Here is a 13722-nt window from a genome sequence, read left to right as displayed (position 1 = left end):
ATGTCGTCCTTCGTCGCGATTTCGACGGTGTAGTCGTAGAGCCTGCCGAGTTTCTCGATGCCCGTCAGGCGCGACACGGTGAAGAGGCATTCGTCCTGCCACTTCGGCAGGGCCGCGCCGGCAATCTCCAGCGTGCGGGGTTGGTCAAGCCATGACATACGTTGCTCCGTGGTGATTCAGGACAGGAAACCAGAAGACTTCGCGCAGACGCGGACACAGTGGCAATTGGACAACAGGACCGCGCCGACTCGAACGTGCCGGCGGTGTCCGTCCTGCCGAACGGCTTGCCACGTTGCGCGCACAACATTTGGCGATATTCTTCTGCACCCGGAGGACGACGAATTCAATTTTCGGGACCAACATTTAACAAGAATCAAGAATTAATCTATCTCCAATTTTAAATTCGCCTCACCACGGGCGTTTAAACCACTCTAGTTTTCCCAATTAACGCCAGATAGAAAGTTAATAAGACGATGGATTTCCGGGGAGGGCACCTCGTCTCAAAAATGTGGGAGTCACCGGTGGACGACGGAATTGGTTCGCTCGTTAAACCGCCGCGGCCCCGTCGAGCTGCGCGTTCGGACCTGGCTAATCGAGCAGAGGAGACACTCCTGCTTGCTCAAGCGGAACATAACGCCGCAGGAATTCGTGCAGGGGCAAAAAGGTGCCAGCAGGACGGTAAGCCAGCGCATTCGTTCGACACGGCGCACCGGGGACAGCATTGCGTCGGGTAGACGGGTTATGCAGCGACTGAAGTTCGGCGGGAAAGGGAAAGTTCAAATGAAGCAGAAATCTGAAGCCGTGAAGGCAGCGCCTAAACTGGCGAAGGGCGGCGGAAACACGTTTTCCGCGCTCGCGAAAAAGGCAAAAAAGCGACGTTGCTCACGATGGATGAAGTGACGGTAGTCATGAAGCCAGGTGTGCGGCCCACGGCAACGCAAATTGCGGATGCCTTGGGAATCGGCATTGCGAGCCTACGTCGGTTACTTGCCGAGCTTGCTGCGACAGGTGTAGTCCAGCAAGTAAAGGGCAAACGCAACTGCGAGTACTGGATGCCCACGCAGGAAGAGGAAAACTGCCTCCGTGCGGCATGCGAAGCGGAACATACCGCACCAAGGAACGATTCAGGGCTATGACGAATCACTTCGGCGGCAGCAGGCATTAAGCATGCTCGCGCGCGGACGATGAACTCCACTACTGCTGCGCAATTTTCGTGATTTCTTTCCGAGCCTCAAAGTGACGGCTTTGCGGCACCGGCTCTTGCTGGATGCGAACTACACAGAGCGAGAGCTATGGATACTGTGTCAAAACTTGTGCAGAAAAACCTAAGCGCGACGCAGAGCTTCAACTCTCAATCGGTGCTCCTAGCTCGCCGCATGTATCGAACTATCTAATGTGGGAGTTCGATAGCAAGCTCACCCGGTTCTGCGAGGCTTGCAGTGCGGAGTACACACGATATGCAGACGACATTGCCGTCTCGACCTCGTCCCCTCAGCTACTTGACGCGATCGAGGTCGAGGTTCGCCGGCTACCCGGTGAACTCGACTATCTTAGGCTTTCGTTGAATGAGGGCAAGACAGTCAACGTATCGACGAAAAACCGCCGAACTTTGGTCGGGCTAGTTCTTGCTAACGACGGAAATGTTTCGATTGGTCGAGAGGAAAAGAGGCGCTTACGAGCGGCTATGCACAAATTGACTCAAGGCAAACTGCCTGTGGAGGAAACAGCTCGCCTTCGAGGGCAGTTAGCCTTCGCGTACTCGATTGATCCTGACTTTGTGAACGATCTATGCAGGCGAAGCAACTTCGCCAACGTTGCAGCCATCAGCCAACCGGACGCGGGAAACAGCCTCATTGAAGACGATTGTGCTGACTTATTGTTTGCGCTGCAAGATTGATGGATGGATTCGCGCCGGTCCCACACGAACTCGAAAGAGGACAAGAATTCGTCATGATGTTCGCGAGTGTTCGATGCGGACCGCTGGCGTTCGTTACCCGTCACAAGATTTTCCGGTAACAGAGCGGTAACGGAAAGCAAAAACAGAAAGGGGTTACGAGAAAACTCTCGTAACCCCTTGATTCCCTTGGTCGGAGCGATAGGATTCGAACCTACGACCCTCTGATCCCAAATCAGATGCGCTACCAGGCTGCGCTACGCTCCGACGAATCAGTGATTGTATCGGTTCCGCACCCGCTCCGTCAAATCCGCGCCAAGCCGGCAGATCCGCATCCCGCGTCCCGACAACTTGCCGCACTTTCCCAGGGCAGGCACCATGGCAACAGATGCTGCGCAAACCAGCCGCGCACGCGCATCCCATTCCAGCAGAAGGAGACGCCATGCACCTCATCCTCTGGCGCCACGCCGAAGCCGAAGACACCGCCGCCACCGATCTCTCGCGCCAGCTCACCACGCATGGCCGCAAACAGGCGCAGAACGTCGCGCGCTGGCTGCGTACGCGCCTGCCCGACGACGCGCTGATCCTCGCGAGCCCCGCCACACGCACCATCCAGACCGCCGAGGCGCTCACCGACCAGTATCGCGTCGTACGCGAACTCGCACCGGACGCAAGCGTCGAACAGGTACTGAGCGCCGTTGGCTGGCCTGGAGGGCTGACCTCCACGGTCGTTGTGGTCGGTCATCAGCCCACGCTCGGCGAAATCGCAGCGTACCTCCTCTCGGGCGGCGCCGACTCGCGCAGTTGGGCCGTGAAGAAAGCCGGCGTGCTATGGCTCTCGAGCCGCGAGCGCAACGGCAACGATCAAGCCGTCCTGCACGCCGCCATCACGCCCGAACTCGTCTAATCCACGGTCCGCCGCGCTCTTCCTCACTGTTTCCTCGGGCCCGCCCGCGCGCGGCCCCGAGGCGTCTCCAGCCCCCGGCCATCAGGCCGCTTGCTCCTCCGCCTTACATGACGTCATCGAATCGTCACTGCATTTTCATGCAAACGTAACCGCGTATTACTAAATTGCCGGAAAAGTTCTCTTACTTCCGACCAGGACGCCCCATGCGAGATCTGCCGACGCCCACCCTGCCGTTCGCCTCGACGCTGTTCGAGCCGAACCGACGCTTGCCGCGCGCCGAAGAAACGGTCACCGCGCAGCATCGGCTGCAGGTGGCCTGGGCTCGCAGCGACGAAGAACTGCGCGAGGCCCAGCGCCTGCGCTACCGCGTGTTCGCCGAGGAAATGGGCGCCCACCTGAGCGGCCCCGCGGGCCTCGACGTCGACGCCTTCGACGCCTGGTGCGACCACCTGCTCGTGCGCGACCTCGACACGCTCAAGGTCGTCGGCACCTACCGCGTGCTGCCGCCGCACCAGGCAGCGCGCGTCGGCCGCCTCTACGCCGAAAGCGAATTCGATGTCTCGCGCCTCGCGCATCTGCGCCCGAAGATGGTCGAGGTGGGCCGCTCGTGCGTGCACCCCGACTACCGTAGCGGTTCGGTCATCATGTCGCTGTGGGGCGGCTTGGGCGCCTACATGACGCACAACGGCTACGAAACGATGCTCGGCTGCGCGAGCGTCGCCATGGCCGACGGTGGCCACTACGCCGCGAACCTGTACTGCTCGCTCGGCGAGAACGCGCTGACGGCGCCCGAATACCGCGCGTTCCCGCATACGCCGTTGCCCGTCGAAGAACTGCGCACCGGCGTCCCCGCGGTGCCGCCGCCGCTCGTCAAGGGCTACCTGCGTCTTGGCGCGAAGATCTGCGGCGCGCCCGCATGGGACCCCGACTTCAACACCGCCGACTTCCTCACGCTCTTCCGTCTGTCGGAGATCAACGAGCGTTACGCGCGTCACTTCCTCGGCGAAGCCGCAGGGCGCTAAAGCCGCCCCGGCGTTCAGCAGACGAAAAAAAAGCCCGGCTCATTCGCGAGCCGGGCTTTTTTCATCGGCGATTCGCTGCGATTCATTGCGAAACGCGCAGTGCGCGCGAGCGCTTACTCGTCCGTATAAACCACGCGATACGGAATGCCGATCTTGCCCCACTCCGCCGCCTCCTGGACGAGGTTGTAATCCGTCAGCGGATTGTTCTGGACCCAGGCGCTCGGCAGCAGCACCTCGTAGCCGCTGCCCTCCTCCTCCACCTTGATCTGCGGCAGACCGACGTCGGCACGGCGGCGGCACAGCAACGCGGCGAGACGCAGGCAGAACAGCAGCGGCCATTCCACGTCGCGCGTCTGGGAGAGCTTGCCGAGCTTGCCCACGTGGCCGAGCACGAGCGCCGCAAGACGCGCCTGATCGGTGCGCGAGAAGCCCGGCATGTCCGCGTTGCTGGCGATATATGCCGAATGCTTGTGATACGCGCTGTGCGAAATCGACAGCCCGATTTCGTGCAGCGACGCCGCCCAGGCGATGAACATGCGGTTCTCTTCGCGGCGTTCCTCGTCGGGCTCCTCGAACTGGTCGTAGAACTTCACGGCCAGCTCGCCGATGCGCCCCGCCTGCGCGCGATCCACGCCGTAGCGGCGCATGAAGCCTTCCACCGTCACCGTGCGCATGTCCTCATGCTGCGACCGGCCCAGCAGGTCATAGAGCACGCCGAGGCGCAGCGCGCCGTCCGTGGTGTCGACATAGTCGATGCCGAGTTCGTCGAACACCGCGATCATGATCGAGAGCCCGCCCGCCAGCACCGGCACGCGGTCGGGCTTGAGCGCGACGAGCTTGAGCCGGTTCACGTTCTCGGCCTTGATGAGCGCGCGCTTGAGGCGCTCGAGGCCGCCGCGCGTGATGCCGTGCGTCACGCCCGCATCGTTGAAGCCGTTCGCCTCGACCAGTTCCGCGAGCGCGCGCGCCGTGCCCGACGAGCCGATCGCCTGATCCCAGCCGGTCTTGCGATAATCGGAGGAAATGATCTGGATTTCGCGCGTGGCAGCCAGTTCGGCCTGGCGCATCGTGTATTCGTCGACGTTGCCCGAGGGAAAGAACTGCCGGCTATGACTGACGCAGCCGATATACAGGCTTTCCATGCGGATCGGCGTATAGTGCGCGCCGATGATGAACTCGGTCGAGCCGCCGCCGATGTCCACCACGAAGCGCTTGCCGGCACTCGCGGGCACCGAGTGCGCGGCGCCCGCGTAGATGAGGCGCGCTTCCTCGCGCCCCGCGATCACTTCGATGGGGAACCCGAGCGCGGCTTCGGCCTCGGCGAGGAACTCGCCCGCGTTCTTGGCGACGCGCAGCGTGTTGGTCGCGACCGCCCGCACCTGGTCAGGATGGAAATCGCGCAACCGCTCGCCAAAGCGCCGGAGCGCGTCCCAGCCGCGCACCTGCGAGGCGCGGTCGAGCAGCTTGTCTTTCGAAAGACCGGCGGCGAGCCGCACCGGTTCGCGCAGCGCATCTACCGGATAGATCTGGCTGCCGGCATCGGTTTCTTCGACGCGGCCGACAATCAGACGAAAGCTGTTCGAACCGAGATCGACTGCGGCAAGCAGTTGGGGATTGGTGACCATCGAGGGGGCGGGCTCCGTGCGTGCGAATGCGGCCATGCGGGCTTGCTGCGCCGCGGCCGCACTGTCCAAATGCGTCATTTTAAGCGTAGCCGACTTCACCATGTCGCTCCTCGCATTGGTAACGCTGGGCACAGTTTCATCCACTGTGCATCTTCGCAATGCGACTTGTCGATTTCGTGAAAATGCGGCGTAGAATTTATGACATCCACCGAATGTCACAATAAAGTCATATTACTGTGAGAATTTCCGAGCGTCCGTTCGAATCACTCCCTGACATTCCGTTTTCATTGCCAATGTCCATCCGCTATCCCTTACTTAATCGCGAACTGGGCATTCTGGGATTCAACGAGCGCGTGCTAGCACAGGCGTCCGATCCCGCTGTTCCCTTGCTGGAGCGCCTGCGCTTCATCTGCATCACCAGCAGCAACCTCGACGAATTCTTCGAAGTCCGCATGGCCGGGCTTCAGGAGCAGATGCGCGACAACCCGGGCGTGCTCTCGCCCGACGGCATGTCGCTGCAGCATGTGTACGACCTCGTGGTCGAGCGCGCGCAGCGTCTCGTGCATCGCCAGTACCGCATGCTGCACGACGCCGTCTTGCCCGCACTCGAACAGGAAGGCATCTATTTCCACGGCACCGACGCCTGGAACGAAGCGCAAACCGCCTGGGCACGCAAATACTTCCTCGACGAACTGCTGCCCGTCCTCACGCCGATCGGCCTCGATCCCGCGCACCCCTTCCCGCGCGTGCTTAACAAGAGCCTGAACTTCGTCGTGGAACTCGAAGGCAAGGACGCCTTCGGGCGCCAGGCCGTAATGGGCATCGTGCAGGCGCCGCGCGCGCTGCCGCGCCTCGTGCGCATGCCTCAGGAGCTTTCGGGCTTCCAGCATGGCTTCGTGCTGCTCGGCTCGTTGCTCCAGCGCTTCGTGGGCGAATTGTTCCCGAGCCTCGTCGTGCGCAGTTGCAATCAGTTTCGCATCACGCGCAACAGCGAGCTCTTCGTCGACGAAGACGAAATCACGAACCTGCGCGTGGCGCTCCAGGGCGAGTTGCCCGCGCGCCATCTCGGCAACGCGGTGCGGCTCGAAGTGTCGGCGGAAACGCCCGCGCATCTCGCCAAGCGTCTGCTCGACGAAAGCGGCCTCAACGAAAAGGACTGCTATTTCGTCGATGGGCCCGTGAATCTCGTGCGGCTCATGCAGTTGCCCGAGATGGTCGATCGCCCCGACCTCAAGTTCGTGCCGCACGTGCCCGCGATTCCGCGTCGCATCGCCGCGAACAGCAACATGTTCGACGTGATCGACCAGGGCGACGTGCTCCTGCATCATCCGTACGAGAGCTTCCAGCCCGTGCTCGAACTGCTGCTGCAGGCCGCCAACGATCCCAACGTGGTCGCGATCAAGCAGACCATTTACCGCACCGGCACCGACTCGCCGCTCATGGACGCGCTCATGCAGGCCGCGCGCAACGGCAAGGAAGTCACGGTGGTCGTGGAACTGCTCGCGCGCTTCGACGAAGAGACCAACATCAACTGGGCCTCGCAGCTCGAAGCCGTGGGCGCGCATGTCGTCTACGGCGTGGTGGGCCACAAGTGCCACGCCAAGATGATGCTGATCGTGCGCCGCGTGCCCGTGAACGGCCGCATGGTGCTGCGCCGCTACGTGCACCTCGGCACCGGCAACTACCATCCGCGCACGGCGCGTCTCTATACCGACTTCGGCCTCATGACCTCCGAGCCGAAGATGTGCGAGGACGTGCACCACGTGTTCCAGCAGCTCACGGGCATCGGCGGCGAGCTGCAACTGCACGAGATGTGGCAATCGCCGTTCACGCTGCACCCGAAGCTCATCGAGTCGATTCGCGCCGAGGCCGAGGCCGCGCGCGCGGGCAAGAAGGCGCGTATCGTCGCGAAGATGAACGCGCTGCTCGAGCCGACCGTCATCGACGAGTTGTACGAAGCATCGCAGGCGGGCGTGAAGATCGACCTGCTCATCCGCGGCGTGTGCTCGCTGCAGCCCGGCGTGCCGGGGCTTTCCGCGAACATCACGGTGCGCTCGATCGTCGGGCGTTTTCTCGAGCATCACCGCATCTACTACTTCTATGCGGGCGGCAACGAAAACGTCTACCTCTCGAGCGCGGACTGGATGGATCGCAACCTGTTCCGCCGCGTCGAAGTCGCGTTCCCGATTCACGACCGCAGGCTCAAGCGTCGCGTGATCGCCGAAGGTCTTTCGACCTTCCTCGGCGACAACCAGTCTGCATGGCTCATGCAAAGCGACGGTCACTATCGCCGCCGCCGCGCGGGCAAGGCCGTGCGCAACGCGCAGTTGAGCCTGCTGGCGAAGTTTTGTCCTTGATGGCCTGACGCCTGCGGGCGCCGGACGCAAAAAAGCCGCTTCGTATGAAGCGGCTTTTTTATTTGCGGCTACGGGCTCTTACACCGGCGCCGGCTGTCTCCTCGTCGTGCGCGACATCGGGAAACGCACCGTGAACGTGCTGCCCCGTCCTTCCTCGCTCTTTACTTCGAGCGCCGCGTCGTGGCGCTGCAGCACATGCTTCACGATCGCGAGGCCCAGCCCCGTGCCGCCCGTGTCGCGCGAACGGCTGCGATCCACGCGATAAAAGCGCTCGGTCAGGCGCGGAATGTCGGCGGCCGGAATACCGAGGCCGCTATCGGCGACCGAGAATATCGCGCAGCCTTGTTCCGCGCGCCAGACGAGATGCACCGTGCCGCCGTCGGGCGTGTAGCGCACCGCGTTGGTTGCGAGATTGCCGAGCGCGCTCAGGATCTCGGTTTCGGAACCGGTGACGCTCAACCCGTCGTCGAAGTCCGCGGTGATGTGGTGATGGCCGCCCGACAGGCTTTCAGCGTCCTCTCGCACGTGCCCGAGCACCGCACGCATATCGACGATGTGGTCGCCGGGCTGACGCCCCTCGCCTTCGAGCTTGGCGAGCACGAGCAAATCGGTGACGATGTGGCGCATGCGCGAAGCCTGCTGCTCCATCAGCTCGAGATAGCGGATGCGCTCGGCCTCGGAAAGCGGCAGCTCGCGCATCGTCTCGAGAAAGCCCGAGAGCACCGTGATCGGCGTCTTCAGCTCGTGCGAAACGTTGGCCACGAAGTCGCGCCGCATGGCGTCGGTGCGCTCGAGCTCGGTGATGTCCTGGGAGAGCACGAGCTTGCGGTTCTCGCCGTACGGAAACACCTGCACCGAAATCACGTTCTGACGCTTCGCGCCCATGCCGCGCATGATGAGCATGTCCTTGTAATCGTGCGAATTAAGGTAGCGCACGAAGTCGGGCTGGCGCACGAGATGCGTGATGTGCTGACGCAGATCGCGCTTCGCGTCGAGACCGAAGTGAATTTCGGAGATGGCGTTGCACCACTCGATCTGGTCGTGATCGTCGAGCATCGCGACGCCGTTGGGCGACGCCTGGATCGCCTGGATGAAGCGCGAATGCTGCTGCTCGACCTGGCGCACCTGGGCATGCCAGCGCTTCGCGAGCTTGTGCAGACGGTAGTAGATTTCGCCCCAGATGCCGGGGGCGCTAGGCACTTCGCCGTAGACCGGCGCGTCGAGCAGGCGCCAGAGGCGCTGCTTGTGGAACGTGCTGAAAAGCATTTGCGCGAGCAGCGCGGTCACCGCCACGCCCAGCGCGACCTTGGCGCCAAGGATCGCGCCGACACCGGCGCAGACGAGCGCGAGCAGCACGATCGATACGAGGGCGCGCGCCCAGATGATGTTCATGTTCCTGCGATCGAAGAAAAATACGGTCGGATGCGGACCACGCGACATCTTGCGGTCGTCACTCGATTATCGGCGACGGCCAGTTGGCACAAGCTGCGCAATCGGCAACACCGCCCGGTTGCTCGCCTGCGGCCGCGGCCGCCGCACCGGCGGGCGCCGCTCAGGCGCTCTTCGCGAGACGGTAGCCGCTGCCGCGCACCGTTTCGATCATAGCATCGCAACCTGCCGGCTTGAGCGCGGCGCGCAGACGCTTGATATGCACGTCCACGGTGCGCTCTTCCACGAAGACGTGGTCGCCCCACACCTGGTCGAGCAATTGCGTGCGGCTGTGCACGCGCTCGGGATGCGTCATGAAGAAGTGCAGGAGGCGAAACTCGGTCGGACCGAGATCGAGCTTGATTTCCGAGCCTTCGGCATGCGCCGCGACGCGGTGCGTGGCCGGATCGAGCTTCAGGCCATTGATCGCCACGACGTCCTCGGTGAGCTGCGGCGCGCGGCGGCGCAGCACCGCCTTGATGCGCGCCATCAACTCCTTGGGCGAGAACGGCTTCGTCACGTAGTCGTCGGCGCCGATCTCGAGGCCGAGTACCTTGTCCTGCTCGTCGCCGCGCGCGGTCAGCATGATGATAGGAATGTGCTTCGTGCGCTCGTTGTTGCGCAGATCGCGCGCGAACGTGACGCCGGATTTGCCCGGCAACATCCAGTCGAGCAAAATGAGATCGGGCAGCACGTCGCTGATCAGGTTCTGCGCCTGTTCCGCGTTGTAGGCGCGGATCGGGCAGTGACCTGCGTGCTGCAGGTTCACCGAAATCAGCTCGGAAATGGCGGGCTCATCTTCGATGACGAGAATGCTGCTAGGCATCGGCACCTCTTGACCTTATAACCTGTTGAATCTGTTTAGCTTGCTGCAATCGGCGCGGCTTAACTGAGCGCTTCGCGTTCGAGCGCGTCGCGCGACTTGTGCCGCACGTCGGTGCCCTTCACGATGTAGATGATGAATTCCGCGATGTTCTTCGCGTGGTCGCCGATCCGCTCGATCGCCTTGGCGATGAACAGATAGTCGAGGCCCACCGAGATCGTGCGCGGGTCTTCCATCATGTAGCTCACGAGCTTGCGCACGAAGGCGCGGAATTCCTCGTCGATCGCCTTGTCGTCGCGCACGATCTGCGCGGCGGCCACGGTGTCGAGGCGCGCGAACGCGTCGAGCGCGCGGCGCAGGATCGACACGGCCATCTCGCCCGAGACCTTGATCTCGGCGATGTTGACCGTGCGCGAGGCGCCGTCTTCCATCAGGCGCTTGGTACGCTTGGCGATCTTCTCGGCTTCGTCGCCGGCGCGCTCGAGGTTCGTGATCGTCTTGGAGATCGCGAGCACGAGGCGCAGGTCGCGCGCGGCCGGCTGGCGGCGCGCGATGATGTTGCTGCACTCCTCGTCGATCTCGACTTCCATCGTGTTGAGGCGGTCTTCCGCGACGATCACGCGCTCGGCGGCGTCGCTGTCGAATTCGTTGAGCGCCTGCATCGCCGTGATGATCTGCGACTCGACGAGGCCGCCCATTTCGAGCACCTTCGACGAAATGAGGTTCAAATCGGCGTCGAACTGGCTGGACAAATGCTTATCGGACATGTCGGGCTCCCTTGCTTCGATTAGCCGAAGCGGCCGGTGATGTAGTCTTCGGTTTCCTTGCGGACCGGCTTGATGAAGATCTTCTCGGTGTCGCCGAACTCGATCAGCTCGCCGAGGTACATGTACGCAGTGTAGTCCGAGCAGCGCGCGGCCTGCTGCATGTTATGCGTGACGATCACCACCGTGTAGTCGCTCTTGAGTTCCGCGATCAGCTCTTCGATGCGGCCCGTCGAGATCGGGTCGAGCGCCGAGCACGGCTCGTCGAGCAGCAGCACTTCGGGACGGATCGCAATACCGCGCGCGATGCACAGGCGCTGCTGCTGGCCGCCCGAGAGGCCGTAGCCGCTCTGGCCGAGCTTGTCCTTCACTTCGTTCCAGAGCGCGGCCTTGGTCAGCGCCCATTCGACGCGGTCGTCCATCTCCGGGCGCGAGAGCTTCTCGAACATCTTCACGCCGAACGCGATGTTGTCGTAGATCGACATCGGAAACGGGGTCGGCTTCTGAAACACCATGCCGATGCGCGCGCGCAAGAGCGAAATGTCGCGCTTGGTCACGAGCAGGTTCTCGCCGTCCATCAGGATCTCGCCTTCGGCGCGCTGCTCCGGATAGAGCGCGAACATCTTGTTGAAGGTGCGCAAAAGCGTGGACTTCCCGCAGCCCGAGGGGCCGATGAACGCCGTCACCTTGCCTTCGGGAATCTGCAGGTTGATGTTCTTGAGCGCGTGATACTTGCCGTAGAAGAAGTTCAGGTCCTTCACTTCGATCTTCGGCTTGCCAAGCGCCGGCAGGCGCGCGCCCTGGGCGGGATCCGCAGGTTGAAAGCCTGCGACGGGCGACGCGGCGTGCCCGGCGGTATTGAGGTGACTCTCTGCCATGTTCATCGGGAACTCCGCCCTTACTTTTTCGAAAAGACCGTGCGTGCAAGGATATTCAGCCCCAGCACACCCAGCGTGATCAGGAAAACGCCGGCCCACGCAAGCGACTGCCACTGCGCAAACGGGCTCATCGCGAACTTGAAGATCGTGACCGGCAGGTTCGCGATCGGTTGATTCATGTCGGCGCTGAAGAACTGGTTCGACAGCGCGGTGAAGAGCAGCGGCGCGGTCTCGCCGGCAATGCGCGCGATCGCCAGCAGCACGCCCGTCACGATGCCCGCGATCGACGCCTTCAGCGTGATCGACAGCACCATCTTCCACTTCGGCGTGCCGAGCGCGAACGCCGCTTCGCGCAACGCGTTCGGCACGAGCTTGAGCATGTTCTCGGTCGTGCGGATCACGATCGGAATCTGCAGCAGGGCGAGCGCGATCGCGCCGGCCCAGCCGCTGAAGTGCCCCATCTTCGCCACCACGAGCGCGTAGACGAACAGACCCACGACGATCGAAGGAGCCGACAGCAGAATGTCGTTGATGAAGCGCGTAACGCTCGCGAGCCAGCCCTTCTGGCCATATTCCGCGAGATAGATACCCGCGAGAATGCCGATCGGCGTGCCGACGAATGTTGCGATCGCAACGAGCAGCAGGCTGCCGACAATGGCGTTGGCAAGACCGCCGCCGTCGGTGTTCGGCGGCGGCGTGGATTGCGTGAACAACTCCACCGAAAGACCGCCGATACCGAGCGAAAGCGTCGTGTAGAGAATCCACACGAGCCAGATGATGCCGAACGCCATCGCGGCGAGCGAAAGCGTAAGCGCGATCGCGTTGGTCACGCGGCGGCGGCGCTGCAGCTTGTCGCGCATGCGCTCCAGTTCGGGGCCGTAAATCGCACCCGGAATCTTCATGATCGGTTCGCTCATCGCGCACCCTCCGCTTTTTCAAGGCGCAGCAACATGAGCTTCGAGATCGAGAGCACGATGAACGTGATGACGAAGAGGATCAGGCCCAGTTCCATCAGCGCGGCCGTGTGCAGCCCGGGGCTCGCTTCCGCGAACTCGTTGGCGAGCGCCGAGGTGATGCTGTTGCCGGGCGAGAAAAGCGACACGTTGTCAAGCAGGTTCGTATTGCCGATCACGAACGTGACGGCCATCGTCTCGCCGAGCGCGCGGCCGAGGCCGAGCATCACGCCGCCGATCACGCCGGTCTTGGTGAACGGCAGCACGATCTTCCACATCACTTCCCAGGTCGTGCAGCCGATGCCGTAGGCAGACTCCTTGAGCAGCACGGGCGTGACTTCGAACACGTCGCGCATGACCGAGGCGATGTACGGAATGATCATGATGGCGAGAATCACGCCGGCGCACAGAATGCCGATACCGATGGGCGCGCCCTGGAACAGCGCACCGACGATGGGCATGCCGCCCAGCAGCGAGCCGAGCGGTTTTTCGAACCATTGCGCGAAGATCGGCGCGAACACGAGCAGACCCCACATGCCGTAGACGATCGACGGGATCGCAGCGAGCAGTTCGATGGCGATGCCAAGCGGCCGGCGCAGCCACGCGGGCGAGAGCTCGGTGAGAAAGAGCGCGATGCCGAAGCTCACGGGCACCGCGATGATGAGCGCGATGATCGAGGTGGCGATCGTGCCGTAAATGGGCACGAGTGCGCCGAACTGTTCGCTGGGAGGATCCCAGTCGGCAGTCCAGAGGAATGCGAGCCCGAACTTCTGGATCGTCGGCAACGAGGCGATGATCAACGACACGATGATGCCGCCGAGCAGCAACAGCGTGATGATGGCGGCGAGGCGCGCGAGGCCGCCAAAAATGATGTCCCCTGCCGGGCTGGGCGCTTTTTGCTGCGCGGCGTTGCCGGGCGGGTTCGACACGAGCGGGACGTCGGACATGGTGACCTGGTTCCAGTTGCCGCGAGCGCGGGGCTCACGACGTTGATGCAGCGTGGGGACTGCAGATCGCCCGCTTTTCAGCCGTTAAGCCGGAGGGCGGGCGGCACATCAGGGACAGCGCGGA

The 13722-nt window shown here is 62.8% G+C and carries 13 protein-coding genes and 1 tRNA gene; 6 read left to right on the top strand and 8 right to left on the bottom strand.

Features of this window, described 5'->3' with window-relative positions; all coding sequences use genetic code 11:
* The first annotated feature begins 615 nt into the window (after positions 1 to 615).
* The 3 genes from BLU17_RS32550 to BLU17_RS21625 all read left to right on the top strand — a co-directional run bounded on the left by BLU17_RS32550 (position 616) and on the right by BLU17_RS21625 (position 1897).
* Entirely contained in the window at positions 616 to 900 is a 285-nt protein-coding gene (locus tag BLU17_RS32550; RefSeq protein WP_143189308.1) for a hypothetical protein, read from the top strand.
* Positions 888 to 1136 carry a helix-turn-helix domain-containing protein gene (locus BLU17_RS34580; protein ID WP_425434127.1) on the top strand — a complete coding sequence of 83 codons (249 nt, stop codon included), beginning with the start codon at positions 888 to 890 and terminating at the stop codon, positions 1134 to 1136. The genes BLU17_RS32550 and BLU17_RS34580 overlap by 13 nt, the downstream gene beginning before the upstream one ends.
* A 257-nt stretch (positions 1137 to 1393) precedes the next feature.
* Positions 1394 to 1897, top strand: coding sequence for a hypothetical protein (locus BLU17_RS21625; RefSeq protein ID WP_092000985.1), 504 nt, complete (start codon positions 1394 to 1396; stop codon positions 1895 to 1897).
* Positions 1898 to 2084: 187 nt separating this feature from the next.
* On the opposite strand, the gene BLU17_RS21620 is transcribed toward BLU17_RS21625, so the two are convergent.
* Positions 2085 to 2161 (bottom strand) — tRNA-Pro (locus tag BLU17_RS21620).
* 175 nt (positions 2162 to 2336) lie between these two features.
* On the opposite strand from BLU17_RS21620, the gene sixA reads away from it, so the two are divergent.
* Positions 2337 to 2801, top strand: a complete 465-nt coding sequence (sixA, locus tag BLU17_RS21615; protein ID WP_092000982.1) for a phosphohistidine phosphatase SixA — start codon at positions 2337 to 2339, stop codon at positions 2799 to 2801.
* Positions 2802 to 3004: 203 nt separating this feature from the next.
* Entirely contained in the window at positions 3005 to 3823 is an 819-nt protein-coding gene (locus BLU17_RS21610) for a GNAT family N-acetyltransferase (protein ID WP_092000979.1), read from the top strand.
* Positions 3824 to 3936: 113 nt separating this feature from the next.
* Here BLU17_RS21610 and ppx read toward each other — a convergent pair whose 3' ends face one another.
* Positions 3937 to 5526, bottom strand: a complete 1590-nt coding sequence (ppx, locus tag BLU17_RS21605) for an exopolyphosphatase (RefSeq protein WP_425434126.1) — start codon at positions 5524 to 5526, stop codon at positions 3937 to 3939.
* Positions 5527 to 5741: 215 nt separating this feature from the next.
* On the opposite strand from ppx, the gene ppk1 reads away from it, so the two are divergent.
* Positions 5742 to 7805, top strand: coding sequence for a polyphosphate kinase 1 (gene ppk1 / locus BLU17_RS21600; protein WP_092000976.1), 2064 nt, complete (start codon positions 5742 to 5744; stop codon positions 7803 to 7805).
* A 78-nt stretch (positions 7806 to 7883) separates the two neighbouring features.
* Here the strand turns inward: ppk1 and phoR are convergent, their stop codons facing one another.
* The 6 genes from phoR to pstC all read right to left on the bottom strand — a co-directional run bounded on the left by phoR (position 7884) and on the right by pstC (position 13598).
* Positions 7884 to 9197, bottom strand: coding sequence for a phosphate regulon sensor histidine kinase PhoR (gene phoR, locus BLU17_RS21595; RefSeq protein WP_092001029.1), 1314 nt, complete (start codon positions 9195 to 9197; stop codon positions 7884 to 7886).
* A gap of 160 nt (positions 9198 to 9357) precedes the next feature.
* Positions 9358 to 10059 carry a phosphate regulon transcriptional regulator PhoB gene (phoB, locus tag BLU17_RS21590; protein ID WP_092000975.1) on the bottom strand — a complete coding sequence of 234 codons (702 nt, stop codon included), beginning with the start codon at positions 10057 to 10059 and terminating at the stop codon, positions 9358 to 9360.
* A gap of 59 nt (positions 10060 to 10118) precedes the next feature.
* Positions 10119 to 10823 carry a phosphate signaling complex protein PhoU gene (gene phoU / locus BLU17_RS21585; RefSeq protein WP_092000972.1) on the bottom strand — a complete coding sequence of 235 codons (705 nt, stop codon included), beginning with the start codon at positions 10821 to 10823 and terminating at the stop codon, positions 10119 to 10121.
* A 20-nt stretch (positions 10824 to 10843) separates the two neighbouring features.
* A complete protein-coding gene (pstB, locus tag BLU17_RS21580; RefSeq protein ID WP_092000970.1) occupies positions 10844 to 11704 on the bottom strand; it encodes a phosphate ABC transporter ATP-binding protein PstB in 861 nt (286 codons plus the stop codon).
* Positions 11705 to 11718: 14 nt separating this feature from the next.
* Entirely contained in the window at positions 11719 to 12615 is an 897-nt protein-coding gene (gene pstA / locus BLU17_RS21575) for a phosphate ABC transporter permease PstA (protein WP_092000967.1), read from the bottom strand.
* A complete protein-coding gene (gene pstC / locus BLU17_RS21570; RefSeq protein ID WP_092000966.1) occupies positions 12612 to 13598 on the bottom strand; it encodes a phosphate ABC transporter permease PstC in 987 nt (328 codons plus the stop codon). Before pstC ends, pstA begins: the two co-directional genes overlap by 4 nt.
* Positions 13599 to 13722: the final 124 nt, after the last annotated feature.

Origin of the sequence: Paraburkholderia lycopersici (genome assembly GCF_900096975.1) — a bacterium.
In the GTDB taxonomy this organism is placed as follows: domain Bacteria; phylum Pseudomonadota; class Gammaproteobacteria; order Burkholderiales; family Burkholderiaceae; genus Paraburkholderia; species Paraburkholderia lycopersici.
Note: the sequence above shows the minus strand (reverse complement) of the source record. Positions and strands in the feature narration are given on the sequence as shown.

What these genes read in the sequence shown, in the direction of transcription:
- phoU (WP_092000972.1), bottom strand. Translation starts at nt 10,823, where the DNA reads ATGTCCGATAAGCATTTGTCCAGCCAGTTCGACGCCGATTTGAACCTC.
- ppk1 (WP_092000976.1), top strand. Translation starts at nt 5,742, where the DNA reads ATGTCCATCCGCTATCCCTTACTTAATCGCGAACTGGGCATTCTGGGA.
- phoB (WP_092000975.1), bottom strand. Translation starts at nt 10,059, where the DNA reads ATGCCTAGCAGCATTCTCGTCATCGAAGATGAGCCCGCCATTTCCGAG.
- BLU17_RS21610 (WP_092000979.1), top strand. Translation starts at nt 3,005, where the DNA reads ATGCGAGATCTGCCGACGCCCACCCTGCCGTTCGCCTCGACGCTGTTC.
- BLU17_RS34580 (WP_425434127.1), top strand. Translation starts at nt 888, where the DNA reads ATGGATGAAGTGACGGTAGTCATGAAGCCAGGTGTGCGGCCCACGGCA.
- pstB (WP_092000970.1), bottom strand. Translation starts at nt 11,704, where the DNA reads ATGAACATGGCAGAGAGTCACCTCAATACCGCCGGGCACGCCGCGTCG.
- sixA (WP_092000982.1), top strand. Translation starts at nt 2,337, where the DNA reads ATGCACCTCATCCTCTGGCGCCACGCCGAAGCCGAAGACACCGCCGCC.
- pstA (WP_092000967.1), bottom strand. Translation starts at nt 12,615, where the DNA reads ATGAGCGAACCGATCATGAAGATTCCGGGTGCGATTTACGGCCCCGAA.
- BLU17_RS21625 (WP_092000985.1), top strand. Translation starts at nt 1,394, where the DNA reads ATGTGGGAGTTCGATAGCAAGCTCACCCGGTTCTGCGAGGCTTGCAGT.
- ppx (WP_425434126.1), bottom strand. Translation starts at nt 5,526, where the DNA reads ATGACGCATTTGGACAGTGCGGCCGCGGCGCAGCAAGCCCGCATGGCC.
- phoR (WP_092001029.1), bottom strand. Translation starts at nt 9,197, where the DNA reads ATGAACATCATCTGGGCGCGCGCCCTCGTATCGATCGTGCTGCTCGCG.
- pstC (WP_092000966.1), bottom strand. Translation starts at nt 13,598, where the DNA reads ATGTCCGACGTCCCGCTCGTGTCGAACCCGCCCGGCAACGCCGCGCAG.